Source organism: Serratia sp. Z4 (assembly GCF_009900725.1).
GTDB classification, from domain to species: domain Bacteria; phylum Pseudomonadota; class Gammaproteobacteria; order Enterobacterales; family Enterobacteriaceae; genus Serratia; species Serratia nematodiphila.
This window is the reverse complement of the sequence record NZ_JAAABD010000001.1, coordinates 545,585-569,439: the sequence shown is the minus strand read 5'-3', so window position 1 is coordinate 569,439 and position 23,855 is coordinate 545,585. Positions and strand designations below refer to the sequence as shown.

General features: G+C 63.5%; 25 protein-coding genes. 12 read left to right on the top strand and 13 right to left on the bottom strand.

Annotation, left to right across the window (positions count from 1 at the left end):
• Positions 1-103 precede the first annotated feature (103 nt).
• Positions 104-1,558, bottom strand: a complete 1,455-nt coding sequence (locus GT753_RS02850) for an MFS transporter (protein WP_021503927.1) — start codon at positions 1,556-1,558, stop codon at positions 104-106.
• 103 nt (positions 1,559-1,661) lie between these two features.
• On the opposite strand from GT753_RS02850, the gene GT753_RS02845 reads away from it, so the two are divergent.
• From GT753_RS02845 to GT753_RS25670, 4 genes are all read left to right on the top strand, one after another.
• Entirely contained in the window at positions 1,662-2,315 is a 654-nt protein-coding gene (locus GT753_RS02845) for a metalloregulator ArsR/SmtB family transcription factor (RefSeq protein WP_160125247.1), read from the top strand.
• A gap of 175 nt (positions 2,316-2,490) precedes the next feature.
• Positions 2,491-2,985: a DUF2878 domain-containing protein gene (locus GT753_RS02840; RefSeq protein WP_015377128.1), complete on the top strand. Its 495-nt coding sequence runs from the start codon at positions 2,491-2,493 to the stop codon at positions 2,983-2,985.
• Positions 2,986-3,093: 108 nt separating this feature from the next.
• Positions 3,094-4,017: a drug/metabolite exporter YedA gene (yedA, locus tag GT753_RS02835; RefSeq protein WP_015377127.1), complete on the top strand. Its 924-nt coding sequence runs from the start codon at positions 3,094-3,096 to the stop codon at positions 4,015-4,017.
• Positions 4,018-4,120: 103 nt separating this feature from the next.
• Positions 4,121-4,297, top strand: coding sequence for a hypothetical protein (locus GT753_RS25670; protein ID WP_004939348.1), 177 nt, complete (start codon positions 4,121-4,123; stop codon positions 4,295-4,297).
• Here the strand turns inward: GT753_RS25670 and GT753_RS02830 are convergent.
• Positions 4,285-5,196, bottom strand: coding sequence for a LysR family transcriptional regulator (locus GT753_RS02830; protein WP_160125246.1), 912 nt, complete (start codon positions 5,194-5,196; stop codon positions 4,285-4,287). The two genes, GT753_RS25670 and GT753_RS02830, sit on opposite strands and share 13 nt — an antisense overlap.
• A gap of 134 nt (positions 5,197-5,330) precedes the next feature.
• Here GT753_RS02830 and GT753_RS02825 point away from each other — a divergent pair, with 134 nt between their 5' ends.
• The gene (locus tag GT753_RS02825) at positions 5,331-6,050 is read left to right on the top strand and encodes an SDR family oxidoreductase (RefSeq protein ID WP_160125245.1); all 720 of its coding nucleotides are present in this window, start codon (positions 5,331-5,333) and stop codon (positions 6,048-6,050) included.
• 6 nt (positions 6,051-6,056) lie between these two features.
• Here GT753_RS02825 and GT753_RS02820 read toward each other — a convergent pair whose 3' ends face one another.
• From GT753_RS02820 to GT753_RS02785, 8 genes are all read right to left on the bottom strand, one after another.
• The gene (locus GT753_RS02820) at positions 6,057-6,818 is read right to left on the bottom strand and encodes a phosphate/phosphite/phosphonate ABC transporter substrate-binding protein (RefSeq protein ID WP_080497480.1); all 762 of its coding nucleotides are present in this window, start codon (positions 6,816-6,818) and stop codon (positions 6,057-6,059) included.
• A gap of 28 nt (positions 6,819-6,846) precedes the next feature.
• Entirely contained in the window at positions 6,847-7,620 is a 774-nt protein-coding gene (locus GT753_RS02815) for an ABC transporter permease (protein WP_160125244.1), read from the bottom strand.
• Positions 7,617-8,552 carry an ABC transporter ATP-binding protein gene (locus GT753_RS02810; RefSeq protein ID WP_016928556.1) on the bottom strand — a complete coding sequence of 312 codons (936 nt, stop codon included), beginning with the start codon at positions 8,550-8,552 and terminating at the stop codon, positions 7,617-7,619. Before GT753_RS02810 ends, GT753_RS02815 begins: the two co-directional genes overlap by 4 nt.
• Complete coding sequence (locus GT753_RS02805) at positions 8,549-9,709, bottom strand: ABC transporter permease (RefSeq protein ID WP_015377121.1); 1,161 nt, start codon at positions 9,707-9,709, stop codon at positions 8,549-8,551. The genes GT753_RS02810 and GT753_RS02805 overlap by 4 nt, the downstream gene beginning before the upstream one ends.
• 61 nt (positions 9,710-9,770) lie before the next feature.
• Positions 9,771-10,700: an ABC transporter substrate-binding protein gene (locus GT753_RS02800; RefSeq protein ID WP_160125243.1), complete on the bottom strand. Its 930-nt coding sequence runs from the start codon at positions 10,698-10,700 to the stop codon at positions 9,771-9,773.
• A 13-nt stretch (positions 10,701-10,713) separates the two neighbouring features.
• Positions 10,714-11,772 (bottom strand): fatty acid desaturase, encoded by a 1,059-nt coding sequence (locus GT753_RS02795; RefSeq protein WP_160125242.1) that lies wholly within the window; start codon positions 11,770-11,772, stop codon positions 10,714-10,716.
• A gap of 929 nt (positions 11,773-12,701) precedes the next feature.
• Complete coding sequence (locus GT753_RS02790) at positions 12,702-13,064, bottom strand: cell envelope integrity TolA C-terminal domain-containing protein (RefSeq protein ID WP_075684837.1); 363 nt, start codon at positions 13,062-13,064, stop codon at positions 12,702-12,704.
• Positions 13,065-13,107: 43 nt separating this feature from the next.
• Positions 13,108-14,019 (bottom strand): LysR substrate-binding domain-containing protein, encoded by a 912-nt coding sequence (locus GT753_RS02785; protein ID WP_160125241.1) that lies wholly within the window; start codon positions 14,017-14,019, stop codon positions 13,108-13,110.
• Positions 14,020-14,159: 140 nt separating this feature from the next.
• On the opposite strand from GT753_RS02785, the gene GT753_RS02780 reads away from it, so the two are divergent.
• Genes GT753_RS02780 through GT753_RS02770 form a run of 3 tightly spaced genes read left to right on the top strand, consistent with a single transcriptional unit; the run spans position 14,160 to position 17,291 of the window.
• Positions 14,160-14,804 carry a hydrolase gene (locus GT753_RS02780; protein WP_004939390.1) on the top strand — a complete coding sequence of 215 codons (645 nt, stop codon included), beginning with the start codon at positions 14,160-14,162 and terminating at the stop codon, positions 14,802-14,804.
• Positions 14,805-14,852: 48 nt separating this feature from the next.
• A complete protein-coding gene (locus tag GT753_RS02775; RefSeq protein ID WP_004939393.1) occupies positions 14,853-15,398 on the top strand; it encodes an antibiotic biosynthesis monooxygenase in 546 nt (181 codons plus the stop codon).
• Positions 15,399-15,419: 21 nt separating this feature from the next.
• The gene (locus tag GT753_RS02770; RefSeq protein ID WP_160125240.1) at positions 15,420-17,291 is read left to right on the top strand and encodes an amidohydrolase; all 1,872 of its coding nucleotides are present in this window, start codon (positions 15,420-15,422) and stop codon (positions 17,289-17,291) included.
• A gap of 102 nt (positions 17,292-17,393) precedes the next feature.
• Here GT753_RS02770 and GT753_RS02765 read toward each other — a convergent pair whose 3' ends face one another.
• The 3 genes from GT753_RS02765 to GT753_RS02755 form a co-directional block, all read right to left on the bottom strand.
• Positions 17,394-18,524, bottom strand: coding sequence for a Gfo/Idh/MocA family protein (locus GT753_RS02765; protein ID WP_015377116.1), 1,131 nt, complete (start codon positions 18,522-18,524; stop codon positions 17,394-17,396).
• Positions 18,525-18,752: 228 nt separating this feature from the next.
• Positions 18,753-19,376 carry a glutathione S-transferase family protein gene (locus tag GT753_RS02760; protein WP_004939402.1) on the bottom strand — a complete coding sequence of 208 codons (624 nt, stop codon included), beginning with the start codon at positions 19,374-19,376 and terminating at the stop codon, positions 18,753-18,755.
• Positions 19,377-19,385: 9 nt separating this feature from the next.
• Positions 19,386-19,568, bottom strand: coding sequence for a DUF1127 domain-containing protein (locus GT753_RS02755; RefSeq protein ID WP_004939404.1), 183 nt, complete (start codon positions 19,566-19,568; stop codon positions 19,386-19,388).
• Positions 19,569-19,748: 180 nt separating this feature from the next.
• Between GT753_RS02755 and GT753_RS02750 the strand changes: the two genes are divergently transcribed.
• The 4 genes from GT753_RS02750 (at position 19,749) to GT753_RS02735 (ending at position 23,849) form a co-directional block, all read left to right on the top strand.
• Complete coding sequence (locus GT753_RS02750) at positions 19,749-21,185, top strand: PLP-dependent aminotransferase family protein (RefSeq protein WP_021503937.1); 1,437 nt, start codon at positions 19,749-19,751, stop codon at positions 21,183-21,185.
• Between the two features lie 81 nt (positions 21,186-21,266).
• Positions 21,267-22,151, top strand: coding sequence for an oxidoreductase (locus tag GT753_RS02745; protein ID WP_160125239.1), 885 nt, complete (start codon positions 21,267-21,269; stop codon positions 22,149-22,151).
• A gap of 10 nt (positions 22,152-22,161) precedes the next feature.
• Positions 22,162-23,187: an AraC family transcriptional regulator gene (locus tag GT753_RS02740; protein WP_160125238.1), complete on the top strand. Its 1,026-nt coding sequence runs from the start codon at positions 22,162-22,164 to the stop codon at positions 23,185-23,187.
• On the top strand, positions 23,184-23,849 hold the full coding sequence (locus GT753_RS02735; RefSeq protein WP_015377112.1) for a hypothetical protein: 666 nt from the start codon (positions 23,184-23,186) through the stop codon (positions 23,847-23,849). The genes GT753_RS02740 and GT753_RS02735 overlap by 4 nt, the downstream gene beginning before the upstream one ends.
• Positions 23,850-23,855 lie beyond the last annotated feature (6 nt).

Sequence of the window (23,855 nt, the reverse complement as noted above, 5' to 3'; positions counted from 1 at the left end):
AGAAATAATCTCAAATTAGAGATATAGCAAGCGGATTTTAAAAAATATCGCGCAGGAAGAACGCCAGGATCACCGCAAACATCGCCGAATGAGGAGAAGCGTTCTAGCACTCGCGCGAGGGCGGAGTTTGTACAAAATTGCCCGTCTCTGCGACCGGCGGCGCGATCGCGGCGCAGCGCCAGGCGCTGAATACCGCCAGCAGCGGCGCCAGCGCGAACGCCAGGAACAGCCAACGCGCCGCCGATGCCGCGCCCGCCGCGCCGCCCGGATCGTTCAGCCCCGCCAGATTGGCGATCATCCCGGCCAGCGCCGCGCCGAATGCGGTGGCGAACAGCTGCACCGTGGTAATTGAAGCGCCGGCGATATCTTTGTCCGCTTCAGGCGCCACCTGCAAAATGCGCGTCAGCAGATGCGGCCAACCGAAGCCGATGCCGAACCCTACCAGCGACAATGCGATAACGATCGGCGTCAGCGCCTGCCAGTCACCGCCGGAGGGCGTCGGCATCAGGATCGCCAGCGCCAGCAGGCCCACCAGCACGAACAGCGGCCCGCTGACGATCGCCCGGCGAATGCCCGCCCCGCGCCAGCCGGAGCTGAGGATTTCGGACAACGTCCAACCGGCGGCCATGGTGGCGGCGATATAGCCGGAGATCAGCGGCGACTGGCCGTGCAACAGCTGCAGGAAATAGGGCACGAAGATTTCGCTGGTCATGCCGATCACCAGCAACGAGACCGTAATATAGAGCGCCGCCAGCGATGAGCCGCGCCGCAGCGAGCCATGCGGCAACAGGCGCGCGCGTGCGTGCGCCTCGCGCTTCATCAGCCAGGCCATCAGCACCAGCGAAAGCGCGATGCCCGCCAGATTGATCCAGACGCTGTGCGCCAGGCTGCCGGCGGACACCACCAGCACCGCCACGGTCAGCAACAGCAGTTGCGCAGTCGGCAACGGCGCGGCCGCCTGCTGCGCCTTGCCTTTGGGCAGGATCAGGAAGGTAAACGCAGCGTACAGCGCCATGATCGGCAGCAGAATGCCGAAGGCCCAACGCCAGGCGTGCAGCTCGGCAAAAATGCCGCCCACTGCCGGCCCCACCAGGGTGGCGATGCCCCACATCGCCGAGATAAGCGCCATGGCGCGCGGCCACAATCGCTGCTCGAACACCAGGTTGATCATCGCGTAGGAGAGCGCAAAGATCAGCCCGCCGCCGAAGCCCTGCACCGTGCGGCCGATCAGCATCACCGGCATGCTCGGCGCCAGCGCGCACAGCGCCGCCCCGACGATAAAGAACAGCGAAGCCACCAGATAGGCGCTACGCGCGCCGTAACCGCTGAGCAAGCGGGCAGACAACGCGGAGCCGAGGATCGACGCCACCACGAACAGCGTAGTGTTCCAGGCATAGAGATCCAGCCCGCCGATATCCTGCACCACCGAGGGCAGAATGGTGGTGGCGACCAGAATATTGATGGCATGCAGCGCCACGCCGAGCGAAAGCGCGATCGCACTGGCCGCATTTTTGCCGGAGAAAAGGTCGCTCCAGCGGCTGTCGTCATGGGTTATCACGGTTGTCGTCCTGTTTTCAGAGGAATGGCATTGAGTTGGTCATAAGATTGCGTTAAATTTAACAAGAGTTATCTTGGAATAAGTTAGGGCGAGGCGGAGAAATATGTCAAGAATAAACTTGGAAAATAGCGGCGGCACCGCACAATCGGTCAGTGACCGCTTGCTGACGTTATTGAAAACCCGCGGCCCGCAGCTAGCTTCTGACGCAGGAAAAGTGCTCGGCACCACCGGTGAGGCGGCCCGCCAGCAGTTCGTCAAGCTGGCGAAAGAGGGGTTAGTCGAAGCGGTGGCGGAAACGCGCGGCGTGGGCCGCCCGGTGCAGCTGTGGCATTTGACCTCTGCCGGGAACGCGCGCTTTCCCGATACCCATGCGGATCTGACGGTGCAGCTGCTGCGCACCGTGCGCGACAAGTTGGGCGAACAAGCGATCGACGTGCTGATCGAGACCCGCGAGCAGGAAAACCGCATCAACTACAAGCAGGCGATGATCGGCGCCACCGAGCTGCGCGAACGCGTGGCGCGCCTGACCGAGATCCGCTGCCGCGAAGGGTATATGGCCGAATGGCGCCAGGAGGAGGACGGTTCCTATCTGCTGGTGGAAAACCACTGCCCGATCTGCGCCGCCGCCACCGTCTGCCAGGGCTTCTGCCGGGCGGAATTAAGCATCTTCACCGAAGTGCTGCAGGCGCAGGTGGAGCGCGCCGAACACATTCTGGCCGGCTCGCGCCGCTGCGCCTACCGGATTTCCCGCCTGTAACACCGGTTTTTGCCCACGTTTTCAACCGGTACAGATTATTCTGCTTGTGCACCCCGCACCTTCCCTTCTAAGGTTGAACTAACGAACATTCAGGCAAACAGCGGGCCTCGCGCCCGCTCTGGCAAATCCGTCGGCGCTTGGCGCAGCGGCAGAGTAACCCCACGGGAGTTGAACGATGAAGAAGCCGCATGCCGGATTCTGGCTGGCGACGCTGGGACTGGGCGTTTGCTGGCTGCTGGCGCTGCTGACTCGCGATCGGCTCAACGGCATACTGCTGGCCGGCGCGGCGCTGGCGCTGATCTTTACCCCTGCAGCCCGCCGCAAAGGCGCGGCCCTGGCCGCCCTGGGCGGTATCGGCATGGATGGGCTGTGGAGCTACAGCGGCGTGCTGCACTACAGCGGGCAACACGGCCTGCCGCTCTGGACCATCGCGCTGTGGATCGGCTTCGGCTGCTGGTGGTATTGGTTGCTGGACGTGGTCAGAGCGGCCCCCTGGCCGCTGGCGGTGTTGGGCGCCGCCGTCGGCCCCTTCGCCTACGCCGTGTCCTGGAAGCTGGACGCCCTGCTGCCCGGCGTGCCGCCCGAGTTCATGCTGCTGCTGCTGGCCGTCGGCTGGTCGATTTACCTGCCGGCCGTCAGCTGGCTGCAGTGGAAACAGCAAGGCCATTGAACGGCTTTCAGCCGCCGGAAAAATAATGCCGCAGGCCATTGCTTATCGGTTGCCCGATCGGGTTTACTGAGCGTTCTAATAATAATCATTCCCGCAAAATACAATCCTATGCTTAGCCAACAAAGCCGTAGCGTCCTGCCGTTGATCGGGGCGTTGTTCACGTTATATATCGTTTGGGGTTCCACCTATTTCGTCATTCGCCTCGGCGTCGCGCAGTGGCCGCCGCTGATGATGGCCGGCATTCGCTTTCTGACAGCCGGTATCGTGCTGTTCAGTTTCCTGGCCTGGCGCGGCCACGCCCTGCCGACGCTGAAGCAGTGGCTGGCCGCCGGCGCCATCGGCATTCTGCTGCTGGCGGTGGGCAACGGCCTGGTGACGGTGGCGGAACACCAACATGTGCCCTCCGGCATTGCCGCGGTGATGGTGGCGACGGTGCCGCTGTTCACCCTCTGCTTCAGCCTGCTGTGGGGCATGCGCAACACCAAACTGGAATGGGCCGGCATCGCGCTCGGGTTGGTGGGCATCGTGCTGCTCAACACCGGCAACAACCTGGTGGGCAACCCGACCGGCGCGCTGCTGATTTTGCTGGCTTCGGCCAGCTGGGCCTTCGGATCGGTGTTGGGATCGCGCATCTCGCTGCCGGCCGGGCCGATGGCCGGCGCGGCGGAGATGCTGGTCGCCGGCGTGGTGTTATTGGCAGCCAGCCAGCTGAGCGGCGAGCGCCTCACTCAGATGCCGAGCACCGGCGGCTTTCTGGCGCTGGGCTATCTGATCGTCTTCGGTTCGATGCTGGCGATCAGCGCCTATATGTTCTTGTTGAAGAACGTGCGCCCGGCGGTCGCCACCAGTTACGCCTACGTCAATCCGGTGGTGGCGGTGCTGCTCGGCATCGGTTTTGCCGGCGAATCGCTGGCGCCGCGCGAGTGGCTGGCGCTGGTGATCATCGTGGCGGCGGTGGTGCTGGTGACGCTGGGAAAATACCTGTTCGCCCGCCCGGCCAACGTGCAGGCCATCGACTGCGAACGGCGATGATCACAAAGGGCGGTCTGCGGGCCGCCGTTAAAAACGATTCTTGTTTCACCCGGCGAAGGGGCTATAATTCCCGCTGTTCCAAGCAACCTGCGAAATTATTCCTATGCTGAAAAAAGCGTTCGTCATCGTCATCGCCCTGTGCGCCTTCGGTTCTCTGGGCGGCGTATTCCTCGCCGGGCTGAACATCTACACCCGTTCCACCACCCCGCACGAAGAAAGCGCGCCTGCCGGGGATACCGCCGCTACGCCGGCGCAAACCGAAACCCTTCAGGCCAAGTGATCGTCCATCCAGCGCTGGCAGCGCTGCTGTAAAAAGCGCTGCAGTTGCCTGACGCGCTCCGACACCTGCGAACGATGCGGGCAGACCAAATTGATCGGCACCGCGTCGCTGCGCCATTCCGGCAACAGCTGCACCAACCGCCCGGCGCGAATATCCGCCGCCACGTCGATCGCCGACTTGCGCACCACGCCGTGCCCGGCCAGCGCCCAGCGCCGCGCGACCTCACCGTCATCGGTAAAATAGCTGCCGTTCAGCGGCAGCTCGACCAGCTCCTCACCGCGCCACAGCCGCCATTCCACCTGCCGTTTGCCGCTGGGCTGATACACCAGAATGCTGTGCCGAACCAGATCGGCCGGCGCTTGCGGCGCGCCATGCCGCCGCAGATAATCCGGGCTGGCGCAGATCAGCCGCCGATGCTGCGGCAGGATCGGCAGCGCCACCAGCGAAGAGTCGGCCAGCGGCCCGAAGCGCAACGCCACATCCACCGGTTCGCGGAACAGATCCGCCTGCCGATCGTTGATCAGAAGCTGCAGCTGAATGTGGGGATGCTGCAGGCGGAACTCATCCAGCCAGCCGAGCAGCAGATTGCGGCCGAAATCCGACGGCGCGGAAATCTGCAGCACTCCGGACAGCCCCTGATGCTTCTCGCGGATCGCCTGCTCTCCTTCGGCCAACGCCCCCAGCGCCAGGCGCGCGCTGTCGAGATAGCGCGCCCCCTCCTCCGTTAACCTCAGGCTGCGGGTGGAGCGCACCAGCAGCCGCGCGCCCAACTGCTGCTCCAGCCTTTTCACCGCAATGCTGGCCGCCGCCGGAGTGATATCCAGCGCGCGCGCCGCGGCGGAAAAACTGCCGCCGTCCACCGTGCGGACAAACACCTCGAGATCGACAAATGAGGTCATCTGCTCCCTCTCTTTTTAGCCCAATCAATTATTAATATTAATTTACAAGTGTTTGCTATTAGGCGGGCTTTTTTCCTCATTTTCAATCAGGAAAGATAGATCCCGTTGAAACTTACCTAAAAAGAGGCCTTAACATGACGATTCCTGACTCCCCCCTGAAACGACAAAAGCTGGTGATCCTGGGCGGCACCAGCGGCATTGGCGCCGCGGTGGCCTACGCAGCGGCGGCGCGCGGCGCTGAAGTGGTGCTGGCTTCGCGCCGCCTTCCCCACGCCGGGGAGAAAAACGACGCGCTGCGCCTGATGCAGGCCGATCTGACCGATGACGCGTCGCTGCGCGCGCTGTTCGCCGCCGTCGGCGCTTTCGACCATTTGGTGATCACCGCCGGGCCGTTGGTGGACGCGAAGCCGCTGGCGGAGACCGCCCTTGAACAGGCGCAGGCCGACTTCAACGTCAAATTCTGGGGAAGTTTGCGCGCGGTGCAGGCAGCACTGCCGACGCTGGCGCCGCAGGGCTCGATCACCCTGACCTCCGGCCAGCTGTCGCGTAAATACCTCAACGGTCAGTTGGTCAAAACCGCCATCAACGCCGCGCTGGAAGCGGTCGGCAAACAGCTGGCGAAGGAGCTGGCGCCGCGGCGGGTGAACGTGGTCAGCCCCGGTATCACCGCCACCGAAGCCTACGACGGCATGAGCGCCGCACAGCGTCAGGCGCTGTTCGAACGGGTTAGCGTCAGCCTGCCGGTCGGCAGGGTCGGGCAGGCGGCCGACGTCGCGGCGGGTTATCTGCTGGCGATGGAGAACGGCTTCGTCACCGGCAGCGTGATCGACATCGACGGCGGCGGCCTGCTGTAACGGCGGCTAGAGCGCCGTCACGCCCTGCGCGGCGGCCTGCTGTTCCAGCACGGTGATAATCTGGTAGGCCGAACGCGGCACCAGGCTAAAATCGCCGATCAGCAGGCGGTCGCTGACCGCCTCATCCAGCATCGCTCGGGCGCCGGCGCGCAGGATTTCCACCTGTTCCGGCGGCGTGCCGGCTGCGGTGATCAACGGCAGGCCCGGCACCGCCGCCGTGCGGCCGATGATTTTTAACCCCTCCAGCGCCTGCGGTTGCGCGCGGCGCAGCAGTTCCATGCTGATCGAATCGATGGCGGCGATATCCGCCTGCCCGCTGCGGATCAGTTTCAGCGACTGGTAATGCGCGCCGGAGGCGATAGCCGCACCGAAGAATTTCCCGTCCTGCGCCAGCGGCGCGATCAGCGCGCGCAGGCCGTTGTAGCCGGACTGGGAATCGGTGCTGTTATACGCCGCCGTCCGGCCGCGAAAATCCGCCAGCCGCTCGCCGGGATCGTCCGCGCGCACCACCAGCCAGCTGCGGTAATTCGGCCCGTCGCACCCTTCCACCCGATAATGATAGGTTCCGATCAGCTGCACCTGCGGCAGGCTGCTGACCAACGGATAACCGCAGGTTTGGCTGAGCAAGAGATCCTCGCGTCGCCAGTGCTGCGCCAAATCGTCCGGCCAGCTGAGCCGTTCCGGCGCCGCCGGCAGCCCCAGCCGCAGCAGCTTGTCGCGCAACACCTGCCAGAAGGATTCGGCCTGCTCCCGGCCAACGCCGTACATCGGTAGAGACACCTGCATCATTTCCCCCTTACCCCGCCGGAGTGGCCGCCAGCGTCTGCTGACGCCAGGCGGTGAGATAACGCACCCAACGTTCGAACAGCATATCGGTGATAATAGCCAACAACGCCACAACCGCCGCGCCCTGGATCACATAGGCGGTGTTAAACCCGCTCAGGCCGATAATGATCGGCGAGCCGAGCGTCTTGGTGCCGACGGTGGAAGCGATGGCCGCCGTGCCGATGTTGATGATCACCGAGGTGCGGATCCCGGCGACGATCACCGGCGCCGCCAGCGGCAGTTCAACCCGCCACAGAATTTGCCAGGCGCTCATCCCCACGCCGCGGGCGATCTCGCGCGTGGCGGGCGGCACCGATTCGATGCCCGCCAGCGTGCCCTGCAGGATCGGCAGCAGGCCGTACAGCACCAGCGCGATGATCGCCGGCTGCTCGCTGAAGCCCATCACCGGCACCGCCACCGCCAACACCGCCACCGGCGGGAAGGTCTGCCCCACCGCCACCACCGTTTCCAGCAGCGAACGAAACTCCCGGCCGCCGCGTCGGGTCACGGCGACGCCCGCCGCCACGCCGAGAGCCACCGCAATCAGGCTGGAGATCGCCACCAGCGACAGGTGCGCCCCCACCAGCGCGATAAAGCTGTCCTGCTGATAAATGGGCCGCTCCAGATCGGGGAACCAGGCGGCGAACAGGCCGCGCAGATGATCCATACCGAACACCAGCGCCAACAGCAGCGCCAGCGTCCAGGGCAAAGGATCGCGCAGCAGGCGCCCGATGCGCCCGCTCATGACAGCGCCTGCCCGGCGATCAGATCGTTGAAGTGCAACACCCCCAACGCTTCGCCCCGTTCATCCACCACCGGCAGGCAGTCGCTTCCGCGCGCCACGAACACCGACAGCGCCTCGCGCAGGCTCATGGCGGCGGCGATCGGCTCGCCCCCGGCGACACCGGGCCGCACCCGCTCCGCCACCGTCCCCAGCGACAGCAGCTTGATGCCGCGATCGCTGCGCCCGAAGAAATCACGCACGAAATCGTTGGCCGGGGCGGTCAACAGCGTCAGCGGCGTGCCCTGCTGCACCACCCGCCCCTGATCGAGCAGCACCAGACGATCCGCCAGGCCCAGCGCTTCGTCGATGTCGTGCGTCACCAGCACGATAGTGCGGCCGGAGAGCTGATGGATGCGCGCGATCTCCGCCTGCAGCGCCGCGCGGGTGACCGGATCCAGCGCGCCGAACGGTTCATCCATCAGCAACACCTCGGGATCGGCAGCCAGTGCGCGCGCCACCCCCACCCGCTGCTGCTGCCCGCCGGACAGCTGGTGCGGATAGCGACGGCGAAACAGATCCGGCTCCAGATGCAGCAGCTCCAACAGTTCGGTCACCCGATCGCGAATGCGCGCGCGCGGCCATTTCAGCAGCTGCGGCACGGTGGCGATGTTCTCCTCCACCGTCCAGTGCGGAAACAGGCCGATCGATTGGATCGCATAGCCCATGCGCCGCCGCAGATCCTGCGGTTTGAACGACTGGATCTCTTCGCCGGCAAAGAGAATCTTGCCCCGATCGTGTTCGATCAGGCGATTGATCATTTTTAACGTCGTGGACTTACCGGAACCCGAGGTGCCGATCAACACGGTGAATTCGCCCTCGGCGATGTGCAGCGTGAGATCGTCCACCGCCGGCTTGCCCTGAAAAATTTTGCTGACTTGCTCAAAGTGAATCATCGGCGCGATACGTCCAGGATTGAAACCCAAAATTTAAACAGCGAATCGACGATGACCGCCATCATGACCACCGGGATCACCCCCAGCAGAACCAGATCCAGCGCGCTGCTGAGCAGCCCCTGAAATACGATGGCGCCAAAACCGCCGGCGCCGATCAGCGCCGCCACCACCGCCATGCCGACGGTCTGCACCGCCAGAATGCGCACGCCGGTCAGGAACAGCGGCAGCGCCAACGGCAGCTGCACGCGCAGGAAGATCTGCCCGCGCGTCAGCCCCATGCCGGTGGCGGACTCAATCACGCCGGCCGGCACGCTTTGCAGCCCCGCCACCACGCTGCGCACCAGCGGCAACAGCGCGTACAGCACCAGCGCCACGATCGCCGGCGCCATGCCGATACCGCTGACGCCGTGTTCCGCCAGCCAGGGCACCGCCACCGCCAACCCCGCCAGCGGCGCGATCAGCAGGCCGAACAGCGCGATCGACGGCACGGTCTGGATAATGTTCAACACGGAGAAGATCGGCCGCTGCCAGCGCTCGGAACGAAAACACAGCACCCCGAGCGGCACACCGATCGCCAGCGCCGGCGCCATCGTCGCCAGCAGAATGGTCAGGTGCTGCAACAGCGCGGCGTCAAACACCTCCTGCCGATTATGGTACTCCTTCAGCAGCGACAGCTGATCGAGCTGATGGCCGAACAGCAGCAGCGCCGGCGGCACCAGCACCAGCGCGTTGCCGAGCATCCGCCGCAGGTGCGACGCGGTGAGACGCGCCATGGCGTCGGCGGCGATCAGCAGGCTCAGCGCCATCGTCAACCAGCAGCCGCTGCCCCAGGAAGTGCGTGCCAGGCGCGATCCCTCCTGCGCCAGACGCCCGGCGGCCTGCCCGCTGATCCAGAACGCCAGCGTCAGCACCCCGCAGGCGGCCAACGCCGCCAGCAGCGCCCGCCCCCGCGTCGGCGGCAACAGGCTGAGGATCGCCAATGCCGCCAGCGGCAACAGCAGCCACAGCGCCGGGCCGTGCAGCAGGGAGAACAAGGAGAGGCTTTTGCCCGACAACAGGCGATTGGGGGCATAACTGAGGAACGGCAGGCCGAACGCGGCCAGCAGCAACAGCATGAACAGCGTCAACAAGACGCGATGTTTTACGGCGATAGTCAAAGAAACGCTCCGGCTCCCTCGGTTTACCCCCTCTCCCGACGGCAAAGGGGGCACCTCGGCATTATCCCTTAACAAACCCTTTCTCTTTCAGGTAAGCGGCCGCCACCTGTTTGGCGTCCTGGCCTTCCACAGCGATCTGCGCGTTGAGTTTTTGCAGCGTCGGCCCGTCCAGCGAGGCGAACACCGGCTTCAGCAGCTCAGGCAGATTGGCGTGCGCCTTCAGCGCCGCTTCGCGCACGATCGGCGCCGGCGCGTAGATCGGCTGTACGCCTTTCGGATCCGCCAGCGTCTGCAGCCCCAGCGCCGCCACCGGGCCATCGGTGCCGTAGGCCATCGCCGCGTTGACGCCGGAGGTCTGCTCCGCCGCCGCCTTGATGGTCACCGCCGTATCGCCGCCAGCCAGGGACAGCAGCTGATCCTGATTCAGCTTGAAGCCGTAGGCATTCTGGAACGCCGGCAGCGCATCCGGCCGCTCGATAAATTCCGCCGAGGCCGCCAGCTTGAACTTGCCGCCGCCGTTGATCCACTTGCCGAGATCCGCCAGCGTTTTGAGATGGTTGGCGTCCGCCACGTCCTGACGAATGGCGATGGCCCAGGTGTTGTTGGCCGGCGCCGCATCGAGCCAGACGATTTTGTTTTTGTCGTAGTCGAGCTGCTTCACCTTCTCGAAGCCGGCCTGGGCGTTCTTCCACGCCGGGTCTTTCTCATCGGAGAAGAAAAACGCGCCGTTGCCGGTGTATTCCGGGTAGATGTCGATCTCGCCGGAAGTGATGGCGCCACGCAGCACCTTGGTGGTGCCGAGCTGCAGCTTGTTGGTGGTTTTGATGCCGTTGGCTTCCAGCACCTGCACGATGATGTTGCCGAGCAGCGAACCTTCGGTATCGATCTTGGAGCCGACGCGCACCGAGTCGGCCGCCTGTGCCAGACCGCCGACGGCCAGCAGAGCCAGCGCGACGGCAAAGGAACGTCCGCGTGATAAGGTGATTGCCATACTTTTCCTCTGGTTATATGTTTTCCGGCTCATGGGCCAGTTCGGTTGGAAAATCCTGAGAAACGCGCTTCCAGCGCGCAATAAGTTTTTTCTTCGGCAGGACATCGCGTTCCTCCCGCCGTTCGCCGGCGCTCAGCGGATGCACGCCGACGTCAATCGGCGTCAGCGCGTAATCGCGCAGCCACTCGCCATAACCCTGCGCGACGAATCCCTGGCTGCGGCGCTGATACGCCTCGCGTTCCGCCAGATAGACTTCGCGCAGGCCATACCAGGGCAAGCCGGGCAAATCGTGATGCACTAAATGGTAGTTCAGATTGAGAAACAGCAGCCGCCACGGCCAGCCCGCCTCATTAATAATAGAACGTGCCTGCGGTGCGTCCACGGCGCGATGCTCAAAAAACGATCTTACCTTGGTCAGCGCCAGCGCCGGGTAGCTGATGGCCAACAGGTAAAACGCCGCGCCGATGCCCTGCATCTGCAGCCAGTGCAGCAGCACCGCCAACAGCGACAGATGCGCCAGCCACATCGCCCAGGCGCGCAGATCGCCCGCTGCAAGCGTCTTCACTGCGCCGAACAGCGTGGTGACGATATCCAGCGCCGGGCCGAGGAGCACCCGGCCGATCAGCGTATTGCGCACCGCGGCCAACAACGGCAGCAGGCGGGGATAACGCCGCCACTGCGCGGCGCTGAAGTAGTAACTTTCGGGATCTTCATGCGGATCGGTCAGGTGGTCGTTGCGGTGGTGGCGCAGATGCGAATCCCGATACAGCCCGTAGGGATACCACACCGCCAGCGGCAACAAGCCGAACAGCTGATTGACGCGCGGCCAGCGCGTCGGATGGCCGTGGATCAGCTCGTGTTGCAGCGACATATACCCGGTGGTCAGCAGGATCAGCAGCGGCGCGCCAAGCCACGGGCCCAGCGCCTGCCAATAATGCGCCACGCCAAACCAGCCGCCGTACACCGCCGCCATGATCCCCCAGGTGGGCAACTCCAGCCGCCAGTGCCAGCGCCGATGAAGCCGCCGGATCCGGTCGCGTTGTTCAGGGTGCAAATAGTGGGCGTGGGACATGCTGCGGCTCGCGGTTGGGGATTTTCCCCCAGTATCGGTGAGCCGCAGTGACGTTCAAAATAACGAAAATGGCAAAGCTAAGTGAAAATTCAGCGGGTTGCGTACGCGGCAAAGCGAAAAAACGGGCCGCGCAGGCGGTAATATCAGTCAGTTAAACCTGACTGGCATTTTTTATCCCATCTTTGTGTGTTTTGTGTAGCCTGAATTGCCGTAAATGTTCCGCATTTCTGTGTTACTACAATGAACGGCAATTGGAGGGGCCGAAGGCGCGGCCCCTCCACCCGCGCCTTCGCTTAACACCGTCTGTCCGCTGTGCGGATGCCCTCGCCGCGTCTGCATTGTCGGGCGGGTCGGCTACGACAAACGTCCCTGTTAGTCTCGCCTCAACCGGCCTTCCCTGGCCGGTTGCCCCTGACAACGCTGTCTTGCTCGGCAGCCGGTGATGCGCGCCAAAGGTCAACACCCGAGCTGGCAGCTACCGGGCAACCCATATATCGCAAAGAAGACGAATCGGAGATGAGCACGGTATTGGACGCCCTTGAAGACGCCGAACGCAGGCATAGCGCATTAGGCGAAACCGCCATGGACGGCGGTTTCAGGTGAGACAGGCAGGGACGCCTGTCGCAACCGGCCTCAATGCGGTATGGCGGAGCGAGGACAAATCTGCCTGGAGCAGATTTGAACGCTGCTTGCAGCGGCCCCGAAGGGGCGAGGCCCAGGGATGGGCTGAGTAACGTTGGCAAAGCCAACCGTCTGATAGGGCAAAGGCGCGGATTGCCAGGGGCCGCGCCTTTCGGCCCCTGGCTCGGTCGAGGTGCAGGAGCCTCATGATGCACCTCTCATTTATCGACCGAAAACGTCACGAGTACTTCAAAAAAACGCTAACTGACAAGCATTGGCCGCGCAGACGGCCCGTCGGTCATATCCCTTCAGGGAACGAAATCGAGCACCACGGCGTTGAACAGCGCGTATTCGGTAGCGCTGGCCATCGGCGGAAGCTGCGCGCGCTGCACCGCAGCGCTCGCCGCTGCGCACAGGGGCGCATCGCCTCTTACGATCTTGCTGCTCGCCAGCTTGCCGTCCGGCTGCAAACGGATAGCGAGGGTACAACGCTGACCGTGCGCATGTTCCGGCAAGCGCAGCTCGCGGCTCACCGCGTTATGCACCCGCTCCGGGTAACTGAGCTGCGTTGCGGCCAGTGCCGGGGCCTGCGGCAACGGTATGCCGGCCTCACGCCCGGCGCCGCAGCCGCTCAGCAGCAACAACGCCAACAGGCTTAGTGTCTTTTTCATTCCCGATGTCCTTATTGGGGGATTTATCCTTATCGAGCGGCCCTCACTGCGCCGCCGGGTAGGCCTCGCCGTCGTCCGCGTAGCGCTGCAGCCGTTCGCGCCACCATTTGGCCGCCAGGCCGCTGGCGCTTTCCCGCCAACCGAAATAGGCGATGTCGCTGCAGCGTTCCGATTCAACGCGTTTCGCCACCAGTTCGCCGCTGTTCAGGTAAGGTTCCGCCAAAGAACGCGGCAGATAGCCGCAGCCCAGCCCGGCCAGCTGCGCCTGCAGCTTGGCGTCGAAACCGAAGACCGTCAGCGTATCCTGCTCTTCCAGCAGATTCAGGCTCTGCGGCGCTTTGACGCGCGAAGTGTCGCGCACCACCACCGCCCGGTGCTGACGGATTTCGTCCTTCGGCAAGGGTTCCGGCAATGCCGCCAGCGGATGCTGCGGCGCGACGGCGAACACGTAATCCAGCTGCCCCAGCCTGCTGAACGCATAGCCCACCCGTGACGGCGGCTCGCAGATGGCGCCGATGATAATGTCGGCGCAACCGTAGACCAGCGACTCCCAGGAGCCGGCCAGCACTTCGTGGCTGAAACGCAGCCGGGTATGGTGATGCTGCCGATAGAACTCGTCGATCAGCGGCAACAGGCGGGCAAACGGGAAAGAGGCGTCAATCCCGAGCGTGATTTCGCTTTCCCAGCCGTTTTCGACATAGCGCGCCTGCTGCTCCAGATCCTGCGCCGCCCGCAGCAGCACCCGCCCCTTTTCCAGCATCAACTTGCCGGTATCGGTGAACTTCGCCCGATGCCCGGAGCGATCGAGCAGGGTGATGTCGAGATCGTTCTCCAGCTTTTGCACCATATAGCTCAGTGCCGAAGGGGTTTTAAACAGTGCGGCGGCCGCGGCGGCGAAAGATCCGTGCCGGTCCAGCGCGTCCAAAATCAGCAGCGCTTCCAGGTTTAATCTCATGCTTTCTCCCGTGTATAAAAAAACTCAACAAGTCGGCAAAAATTCTGCGGTATCTTTGAAATCGCCCTCTGCCTACCATGGGTTTTATCGGCGTTACACTCATCAGATGTTCAACCGAAATATCACTGGGAAGGTAAATTATGTCCAAGTTTCAACTGCTTGATAAAGACAATTCCGCACTGATTTTTATCGATCATCAACCACAAATGGCCTTCGGCGTGGCTAATATTGATCGTCAGCAACTGAAAAACAACGTTGTTGGTTTGGCGAAGGCAGGCAAGATTTTCAACGTTCCCACCCTTTTCACCTCGGTCGAAACCGAAAGCTTCAGCGGCTATATCTGGCCGGAACTGCTGGCGGTACACCCTGAAATCACCCCGATTGAACGCACCTCGATGAACTCTTGGGAAGACGCGGCCTTCGTTAAAGCCGTGGAAGCCACCGGCCGTAAAAAGCTGGTGATCTCCGCGCTGTGGACCGAGGTGTGCCTGACTTTCCCGGCGCTGATGGCGCTGGAAGCCGGCTATGAAGTGTATGTGGTGACCGACACCTCCGGCGGCACCTCCGTCGATGCGCACGAACGTTCGATTGACCGCATGGTGCAGGCCGGCGCCGTACCGGTGACCTGGCAGCAGGTGCTGCTGGAGTACCAACGCGACTGGGCGCGCAAAGATACCTACGACGCGGTGATGGCGCTGGTGCGCGAACACAGCGGCGCGTACGGCATGGGCGTCGACTACGCTTACACCATGGTGCACCACGCACCGGCCCGCACGGTGAAATAATTCCCCTTGCCCCGGCCTCGCGCCGGGGTATTTTCAGGAGTCGGTTTTATGGCCCATCCGCAGCATGTCACGCTGGTGATCACCCACCGTTTGGCGCCGGGGAACGAACAGGCCTATGAGGCCTGGCTGAACCGCATCATGCCCGACGCCGCGGGCTTCACCGGCCATTTAGGCGTCAACGTGATTCGCCCTTCCGGCGACGAACAGGCCTATACGGTGCTGGTCCGCTTCGATAATCTCGACAATCTCTACCGCTGGCTCAACTCGCCGCAGCGCAAGCAATACATCGAAGAAGTCACTCCGCTGTTGCTGGAGAACGACCATATCGAGATCCGCCCCGGCGCAGAGTTCTGGTTTACCCCGCCCAACCCCAGCGTGCGCCAGCCGCCCCAGTGGAAGCAATTCATCATCACCCTGCTGGTGATCTTTCCATCCACCAATCTGGTGCCCTGGTTTTGGGGACGGGTGCTGCCGCAGCTGGACGGCTCGCTGCTCGGCCATTTTCTCAATGACGCCACCGTGGTCGCCCTGGTGGTGTACCTGTGGATGCCTATCGTGACTCGCGTTTTTCATCAATGGCTGACCCGCCGTTAGGCGGTTCGCCGGGAGAATGTTATGAACCACCACGCTTCATTGATCATCACCAACGGCAAGTTTCACACCGTTGACCGCCAACACCCCACCGCGCAAGCGGTCGCCATCCGCGACGGCAAGTTTCTGGCGGTCGGCAGCGAAAGCGAAGTCATGCAGCACGCCGGGCCGGAAACCCAGGTGATCGATCTGCACGGCCACACCGCCATTCCTGGCCTGAACGACTCGCACCTGCACCTGATCCGCGGCGGCCTGAACTATAACCTGGAGCTGCGCTGGGAAGGCGTGCCCTCGCTGGCCGACGCGCTGCGCATGTTGAAAGAACAGGCGCTGCGCACCCCGAGCCCGCAATGGGTGCGGGTGGTCGGCGGCTGGACCGAATTCCAGTTCGCCGAGCGCCGCATGCCGACGCTGGACGAAATCAACCAGGCGGCGCCGGACACGCCGGTATTTATTCTGCATCTCTACGATCGCGCGCTGCTCAACCGCGCGGCGTTGAAGGTGGTCGGCTACACCAAAGACACGCCGAACCCGCCGGGCGGCGAGATCCAGCGCGACGCCAACGGCAACCCGACCGGTATGCTGATCGCCAAACCCAACGCCATGATCCTGTACGCCACGCTGGCGAAAGGGCCGAAGCTGCCGCTGGAGCAGCAGGTCAACTCCACCCGCCAGTTCATGCGTGAGCTGAACCGCCTCGGCCTCACCAGCGCCATCGACGCCGGCGGCGGCTTCCAGAACTACCCGGAAGATTATCAGGTGATCGCCGAGCTGCACGAGAAAAAGCAGCTGACCATCCGCATCGCCTATAACCTGTTCACCCAGCGGCCTAAACAGGAGCTGGAAGACTTCGAGCTGTGGACCGATATGCTCAAACCGGGCCAGGGCACCGACTTCTATCGCCACAACGGCGCCGGCGAGATGCTGGTGTTTTCCGCCGCCGACTTCGAAGACTTCCTGCAGCCGCGCCCGGATCTGCCGCCGGGCACCGAAGACGAACTGGAGCGAGTGGTTCGCCATCTGGTCGAGCACCGCTGGCCGTTCCGCCTGCACGCCACCTATGACGAATCCATCAGCCGCATGCTGGACGTGTTCGAGAAGGTGAACCGCGATATTCCGTTCAACGGCCTGCACTGGCTGTTCGACCACGCCGAAACCATTACCGAGCGCAATATCGAGCGCGTCAAGGCGCTGGGCGGCGGCATTGCGGTGCAGCACCGCATGGCGTTCCAGGGGGAGTATTTCGCCGACCGTTACGGCATCGAAGCCACCAAACATACGCCGCCGGTGGCGAAAATGCTGGCGGCCGAGCTGCCGGTCGGGCTGGGCACCGACGCCACCCGCGTCGCCAGCTACAACCCGTGGACGGCGCTGTACTGGCTGGTCTCCGGCCGCACCGTCGGCGGCATGGCGATGTACGACGACAGCGCGCGGCTGGATCGAGAAACGGCGCTGATGCTGTGGACGCAAGGCAGCGCCTGGTTCTCCACCGAGCAGGGCAAGAAAGGCCAGATCAAGGTCGGCCAACTGGCGGATTTGGCGGTGCTGTCGCAGGACTATTTCAGCGTGCCGGAAGAGCAGATCAAAGGCATCGAGTCGGTGATGACGGTGGTGGACGGCAAAGTGGTCTACGCCGCCGGCAGCTTCTCGCCGCTGGCGCCGCCGCCGCTGCCGGTGCTGCCGAAGTGGTCGCCGGTCACCCAGGTGCCGGGCCATTATCGCTCAGCACCGCCGCCGGCGGCGGCCCACGTCGGGGTAGTGAGCCAGGCGCATCAATGCTGCGGCCCGTGCGGCGTGCACGCACACCAGCATGACATCGCGCGCCGTTCCAGCATCCCGGTGTCGGACGAGAATGCCTTCTGGGGCGCGTTCGGCTGTTCGTGTTTCTCGTTCTAAGTTATCAAGCCAATAACTTATTATAAAGTTAACTTAATAAGCTATTAAGCTGGCAACATAATAAATTAATGGCGCTGTCCACGGGAGAGCGCCATTTCATTTTCAATCGCGGTTGATCTCCAGCCAGCGCCGCTGTTCGGCGGAGGCGGCTATCGCGTCCAGCACGCACGACACCTTCCAGCCCTCTTCAAAGTCCGGCCACATGCGATCGCCCGCGGCGATGCCGTTGACCAGATCGCGGATCTCCACCGTCTTCTGATCGTTAAAACCGATGCCGTGCCCGGCGCTGATGCAAAACGCCGCATAGTCCGGGTGCTTCGGCCCCACCAGCAACGTCTTGAACCCCTGCCGCTCCGCCGGTTCATCGTGCCGATACAGCTTCAGCTCCGCCATCCGTTCCTGGGTATAGCTCAGTGTGCCTTTGGTGCCGGTGACCACATAGGTCAACCCCATCTTGCGCCCGCAGGCAATGCGCGACGTTTCGATAGTGCCCATCGCGCCGCCGGCGAAACGCAGCAACGCACTGGCCTGATCTTCGTTTTCCACCGGGTGCAGGCGCGTCGGGTCTTGCGGATCCGGGCGCTGTTTGATCACGGTCTGCATATCGCCGGAAACCGCCACGATATCGCCCACCAGGTAGTGCGCCATATTGACGATGTGCGCCGCCAGATCCCCGAGCGCGCCTAACCCGGCGCTGGCGCGGCGACAGTGCCAGTCGATCGGCGTGCGCGGATCGGCCAGATAATCCTCATTGTGGGTACCGTAAAAATGCACCACCTCGCCGATTTCGCCGTTGGCGATAATTTCGCGCGCCAGTTGGCTGGTGGGGTTTTTCATGTAGTTAAAACCGACCAGCGTTTTCACCCCCTTAGCGCGCGCGGCCTGCACCATCTCCGCCGCGTCGGCGGCGTCCAGCGCCAGCGGCTTTTCCGAATACACGTGCTTGCCGTGGCGGATCGCCGCCAGCGCCATCTCTTTGTGCAAAAAGTTGGGGGCGCAGATGTCCACCACATCGATCGCCGGATCGGCCACCAGCTGCCGCCAGTCGCCGGTCGAGCGCGCAAAGCCGAATTCGGCGGCGCGCTGCGCCGCCAGCTCGGGCGTCACTTCCGCCAGCATCTCCAGCACCAGGTCCCCTTTCAGAGGAAAGACCGTGGCGGCCTGCGCATAGGCGATAGCGTGACAACGCCCGATATAACCGGTGCCGATTAACCCAACGCGTACCTGTTTCATCATTTTCTCCCGTGACCAAAACTCTGCGTAGAACCAGGCGTCGCTCAATGAAACGCGCCGGTTGATAACGGGTTTATATGGAATATAAATTTCAATAACAAGTACACAGGAAAATAAAGTTCATATTCGTGATGCCGTTCATGAAACGTTGACGGGATGATGTAATGAGGAAAGTCCGGACACGGCGGGGCGTATCCGGACAAGATGAAATGAACCGTTTATTTCATATCACGGTAAACCGTTAGCACCGTGCTGCACGTAGCCAGGGCGTTGCAGCAGGCGCTGCTGATAGGCCGCCAGCGCCGCATAATGCGGCCGCTCGAACGGCGTCATCAGCCAACGGTTCAGCGACAGCCCCAGCACCACGTCCGCCAGCGTGAAGGCGGCGCCGGCGGCATAAGGGCCGTGCTGCGCCAGATGTGCGTCCAACAAGCCCATCAGCCGGTTCCATTCGCGCTCGGCGGCTGCCAGGCTGGCGGCATCCTGATAATCCGCATGCCCACGCACCCGCGACATAAACACGTAGCGCCAGGCGCCGTTCAGATCGGTGGCCTGCCAGTCCATCCACATCTCCACCGCCGCGCGCGCGCCGGGTGCCTGCGGCAGCAGATCTTGCCGCCCTTCCCGCCCCGCCAGATAGCGGCAAATGGTATTCGACTCCCACAGCACCCGCTCGCCGTCGATCAGCACCGGCACCAGGCCGTTGGGATTCAGCGCCAAAAACGCCGGCTCCTGCGTGGAGCGATAACCGCTGCCCCAGTCCTCCCGTTCCAGCGTCAGCCCCAACTCCTGACAGGTCCATAACACCTTGCGCACGTTGATCGATGAGGCTTTACCCAATAATTTCAGCATTGACTTTCCTTATTCTCTCCAGAACGGTTTATACCCTTCCCTCCAGGCCTCCGCCCGCGTCAGGCCGATATCCGCCAGCTGCCTGTCGTTCAGCAGCAGTAACTCTCTGCGCGTTCTGCGACGCAACAAATACCAACGCCAGCGTGACCAGCCTACCCGTCGCCACATCGTCATGCCATCAAACAGAGCCATTTTATTATCCCCCCTGATGTTTTCGCCTGGTAGTGATGATGCGCGCCAGGCAAAAAACAATACAGATTCACGCTGGCGCTATTTTTTTCATACAGCTGCGCCAAAAAACCCGCTGAATGGTTTATTTTGAACGTATCTGTACCGGTTTTTTAATCCTGACCACCGATGAGAGGCCTCTGTATGACACGCTACGCCACGCTGGCCGCCATTCTCAGCCAACGCATTCAGCAAGGGTTGTATCCGGCCGGCCATCGCCTGCCTTCGGTGCGCGCGTTGAGCCAGGAGCACGGCGTCAGCATCAGCACAGTGCAGCAAGCCTACCGGTTGCTCGAGGAACAGCGCCTGGTGGAAGCGCGGCCGAAGTCGGGCTACTTCGTGCATACGCGGCGCGCGCAGGCCGAGCTGCCCGCCATGACGGCGCCGGTGCAGCGGCCGGTGGACATTTCGCAATGGGAGCAGGTGCTGGAACTGGTGCGCAGCCGGCCGCGCGAAGGCCTGATCCAGCTGGGGCGCGGCATGCCGGATATCGCCGAACCGACGATGAAACCGCTGATCGTCGCCCTGCGCAACGCCGCCCGCCACGGCGACCTACGCAGCCTGTATTACGACAGCATTCAGGGCGTGGCCGCGCTGCGCGAACAGGTCGCCCGTCTGCTGCTGGACTCCGGCTGCCAAATCGGCCCCGATCAGCTGCTGATCACCACCGGTTGTCAGGAAGCAATCTCCGCCGGGCTGCGCGCCGTTTGCCAACCCGGCGACATCGTGGCGGTCGATTCGCCCTGCTTCCACGGCACCATGCAGACGCTGAAGGGGCTGGGCATCAAGGCGCTGGAAATCCCCACCGATCCGCTCACCGGCGTCAGCCTGGCGGCGCTGGAGATGGCGCTGGAACAGTGGCCGGTCAAGGCTATCCTGCTGACGCCCAACTGCAATAATCCGCTGGGCTACATCATGCCCGACGCCCACAAACAGCGGCTGCTGACGCTGGCGCAGCGTCACGACGCGGCGATCATCGAAGACGATGTCTACGGCGACATCGCCTATCACTACCCGCGGCCGCGCACCATCAAGTCATTCGACGACGACGGCCGCGTGCTGCTGTGCAGCTCGTTTTCCAAAACGCTGGCGCCGGGGCTGCGCGTGGGCTGGATCGCGCCCGGCCGCTACCTGGAACGGGTGCTGCACATGAAGTTCATCGGCTCCGGCGCCACCGCCACCCAGCCGCAGCTGGCGATCGCCGAATTTATCCGCGGCGGGCATTACCTGCAGCACCTGCGGCGCATGCGCGCACGCTACCAGCAGAACCGCGACCGCATGACCGATCTTATCCTGAAACACTTCCCGGCCGGCACCCGCGTCAGCCGGCCGCGCGGCGGTTTTATGCTGTGGATCGAACTGGACGAAGCGTTCGACACCCTGCGGCTGAACCGCCATCTTGAACAGCAAGGCGTACAAATCGCCGTCGGCAGCATCTTTTCCGCCGCCGGCAAGTACCGCAACTGCCTGCGCATCAACTATGCGCCGACGCTGACGACAGAGATCGAGCTGGCAGTGCAGAAGGTCGGCGCCACCATCCAGCGGCTGATGCCGGCCGACAGTTTGGCGCAATCGGATTAAATCTTGACGCGATCGGATTATCGCTGCGCTGCCCGGCGCTCTAAAGTGGCATCACACCCACTCGCAATCAGGAAGGTCATGATGTCTCAGTCACAGGTATGGTTAATCACCGGCAGTTCCCGCGGCCTGGGCCAACAGCTGGCGCAGGCGGTGTTGGCCGCCGGGCACCGTCTGGTCGCCACCGCCCGTCAGCCGCAACAGCTGCAGCCGCTGGTGGAACGCTACGGCGATCGGGTCGCCACGATCGCGCTCGACGTCACCGACGCCGCCGCCGCCGAACGCGCGGTGCGCACGGCGATTGAACGCTTTGGTCGGCTGGACGTGCTGGTCAACAACGCCGGCTACGGCAATATCGCGCCGGTGGAGGAAGCCGATGAAGCCGATTTTCGCGCGCAGCTCGAAACCAACTTCTTCGGCGTGTTCAACGTCACCCGCGCGGCGCTGCCGATATTACGCCTGCAGGGCAGCGGCCATATCATCCAGATCGCCACCATCGGCGCTCGCCTCGGCATTGCCGGCCTCAGCGCCTACCATACCGCCAAGTGGGCGGTCGAAGGGTTCTCCGAATCATTGGCCAAAGAGATGGCCCCCTTCGGCGTCAAGGTGACGATGGTCGAACCCGGCGGCTTCCGCACCGACTGGGCCGGTTCTTCAATGACCATTGCGCCGATCGGCGAAGCCTATCAGCCGACGCTGGGGCCAATGCTGGCCTTCCTGCAGCAGCATAACGGCAGCCAAACCGGCGATCCGGCCAAGGCGGCGCAGGCGATCCTGCAGCTGGCGGCGCTGGAAGCCCCTCCGCTACGCCTGCTGCTCGGCAGCGACGCAGTGCATATGGCGGCGCAGGTGTTGGCAGAACGCCAGGCGGAGGACGCCGCGTTTCGCACTCTCAGCCTGAGCACCGACCACGACGACAGCTCGCCGGATCACGCCGCGATGGCGGCGGTGGTGACGGGAAAACCCTAAGGAGCCCGCATTGAGCAGCGATCAAATTCCGGTTTCCGGCGCACTGGCGGTACACCTGGCGGCGCAGGGCGTCGATATCGAGCAGCTCGGCCGATTGGCCGGGTTGCCCGCCGGGCTGTTCGGCGAACGGCGCGACAAGATTAAACTCACTACGCAACAGTTCTTCTCTCTTTGGCGCAGTCTGCCGCAGTTGAACGACGATACCGCCTTCGGTCTGCGTCTGGGCGGCGAGGCGGCGCCGGAACACTATGACATTGCCTTGATCGCCGCGCTGCATTCCGCCACGCTGGGCGAAGCATTGCAAAAGGTGGCGCGCTATAAACGGCTGGTTTGCCCGGAAGAGCTGATGCTGGTGGAAGACGGCGACAGCATGCGCCTGCACACCCGCTGGACCATGAGCGAGGGCCACGCGCCGGCGCTGCTGATCGACGCCATGTTCGCCGCCATCACGGCCCTGTGTCGGCGCGGCACCGGCTTGCCCCTGCAGCCGCAGGCGATCGAATTGACCCGGCGAGCGGACGCCGCCTCGCCGCTGGCGCGCTATTTCGGCTGCCCGGTGACATTCAACGCCCCGCTGGACGTGCTGGTGTTCGATCGCGCGTTGATGCGTCAACCCTTCGTCACTTACAACCAGGCCATGCTGGCGGTGCTGCTGCCGGGGCTGGAGGCGGAGCTGGCCAAATCTCAGTCGGCGCACGATCTGCCCACGCAGGTGATGGCGATCCTCAGCCGCAGCATGCGCGGCCAGCGCCCCAGCGTCAACAGCGTGGCCGCTGAACTCTATCTCAGCCCGCGCACGCTGCAGCGCCGCTTGCAACAGCACGGCTACAGCTACCAGCAATTGTTGGACAAAACCCGCCACCGCACCGCCTGCCGGCTGTTGGCGGAAACCGACCTTGAACCGGGCGAAATCGCCTTTGTGCTGGGATTCGAAGAGCTGAATTCGTTCAGCCGCGCCTTTATTCAGTGGGAAACGCTGACGCCCAGCCGCTGGCGCACGCAGCGCGCCGCCGGCCAGTGGGAGAACAGAGCATGAAAGTGATTATTTTCGGCGCCAGCGGCATGGTGGGCCAGGGCGCGCTGCGGGAATGCCTGCACGATCCGCGCGTCAGCGAAGTGCTCAGCATCGGCCGAAGCCCGTTGGCCCAGAGCCACGCCAAACTGCGCCAGCTTTCTGTGCCCGATCTGCGTGATCTGTCGGCGCTGGAGCCGCAGCTCGCCGGCTACGACGCCTGCTTCTTCTGCCTGGGGATTTCGTCCTCCGGCCTGAGTGAAGCTGAATATCGCGCGGTGACTTACGATCTGACGCTGGCCGCCGCCCGCCCGTTGGCGACGCTGAATCCGTCGATGATCTTCGTCTACGTCTCCGGCCTCGGCACCGACAGCAGCGAACGCGGCCGCAGCATGTGGGCCAGGGTCAAGGGCGCCACCGAAAACGCGCTGCTGGCGCTGCCGTTCCACGCGGTGATGTTCCGCCCCGGCGCCATTGTGCCGCTGCACGGCATTCGCTCCAAAACCCGCCTCTACGATCTGGCCTATCGGCTGTTCAAGCCGCTGTGGCTCGGCGCATTGCGGCTGTTTCCCGCCCGGGTAAGCAGCACCGAACGAATCGGGCGGGCGATGCTGGCGGTGGCGCGACGGGAAAGCGCGCTGCGCATCATCGAACCGGCGCAGATCAACCGGCTGGCGGCATCCTGAACAACG

Bases quoted from the DNA above. Each gene is read 5' to 3' on its own strand.
- GT753_RS02770 (WP_160125240.1), top strand. From the start codon at position 15,420: ATGAACCACCACGCTTCATTGATCATCACCAACGGCAAGTTTCACACC.
- yedA (WP_015377127.1), top strand. From the start codon at position 3,094: ATGCTTAGCCAACAAAGCCGTAGCGTCCTGCCGTTGATCGGGGCGTTG.
- GT753_RS02810 (WP_016928556.1), bottom strand. From the start codon at position 8,552: ATGATTCACTTTGAGCAAGTCAGCAAAATTTTTCAGGGCAAGCCGGCG.
- GT753_RS02840 (WP_015377128.1), top strand. From the start codon at position 2,491: ATGAAGAAGCCGCATGCCGGATTCTGGCTGGCGACGCTGGGACTGGGC.
- GT753_RS25670 (WP_004939348.1), top strand. From the start codon at position 4,121: ATGCTGAAAAAAGCGTTCGTCATCGTCATCGCCCTGTGCGCCTTCGGT.
- GT753_RS02845 (WP_160125247.1), top strand. From the start codon at position 1,662: ATGTCAAGAATAAACTTGGAAAATAGCGGCGGCACCGCACAATCGGTC.
- GT753_RS02785 (WP_160125241.1), bottom strand. From the start codon at position 14,019: ATGAGATTAAACCTGGAAGCGCTGCTGATTTTGGACGCGCTGGACCGG.
- GT753_RS02780 (WP_004939390.1), top strand. From the start codon at position 14,160: ATGTCCAAGTTTCAACTGCTTGATAAAGACAATTCCGCACTGATTTTT.
- GT753_RS02750 (WP_021503937.1), top strand. From the start codon at position 19,749: ATGACACGCTACGCCACGCTGGCCGCCATTCTCAGCCAACGCATTCAG.
- GT753_RS02755 (WP_004939404.1), bottom strand. From the start codon at position 19,568: ATGGCTCTGTTTGATGGCATGACGATGTGGCGACGGGTAGGCTGGTCA.
- GT753_RS02820 (WP_080497480.1), bottom strand. From the start codon at position 6,818: ATGTACGGCGTTGGCCGGGAGCAGGCCGAATCCTTCTGGCAGGTGTTG.
- GT753_RS02830 (WP_160125246.1), bottom strand. From the start codon at position 5,196: ATGACCTCATTTGTCGATCTCGAGGTGTTTGTCCGCACGGTGGACGGC.
- GT753_RS02795 (WP_160125242.1), bottom strand. From the start codon at position 11,772: ATGTCCCACGCCCACTATTTGCACCCTGAACAACGCGACCGGATCCGG.
- GT753_RS02760 (WP_004939402.1), bottom strand. From the start codon at position 19,376: ATGCTGAAATTATTGGGTAAAGCCTCATCGATCAACGTGCGCAAGGTG.
- GT753_RS02815 (WP_160125244.1), bottom strand. From the start codon at position 7,620: ATGAGCGGGCGCATCGGGCGCCTGCTGCGCGATCCTTTGCCCTGGACG.
- GT753_RS02765 (WP_015377116.1), bottom strand. From the start codon at position 18,524: ATGAAACAGGTACGCGTTGGGTTAATCGGCACCGGTTATATCGGGCGT.
- GT753_RS02825 (WP_160125245.1), top strand. From the start codon at position 5,331: ATGACGATTCCTGACTCCCCCCTGAAACGACAAAAGCTGGTGATCCTG.
- GT753_RS02800 (WP_160125243.1), bottom strand. From the start codon at position 10,700: ATGGCAATCACCTTATCACGCGGACGTTCCTTTGCCGTCGCGCTGGCT.
- GT753_RS02735 (WP_015377112.1), top strand. From the start codon at position 23,184: ATGAAAGTGATTATTTTCGGCGCCAGCGGCATGGTGGGCCAGGGCGCG.
- GT753_RS02775 (WP_004939393.1), top strand. From the start codon at position 14,853: ATGGCCCATCCGCAGCATGTCACGCTGGTGATCACCCACCGTTTGGCG.
- GT753_RS02790 (WP_075684837.1), bottom strand. From the start codon at position 13,064: ATGAAAAAGACACTAAGCCTGTTGGCGTTGTTGCTGCTGAGCGGCTGC.
- GT753_RS02745 (WP_160125239.1), top strand. From the start codon at position 21,267: ATGTCTCAGTCACAGGTATGGTTAATCACCGGCAGTTCCCGCGGCCTG.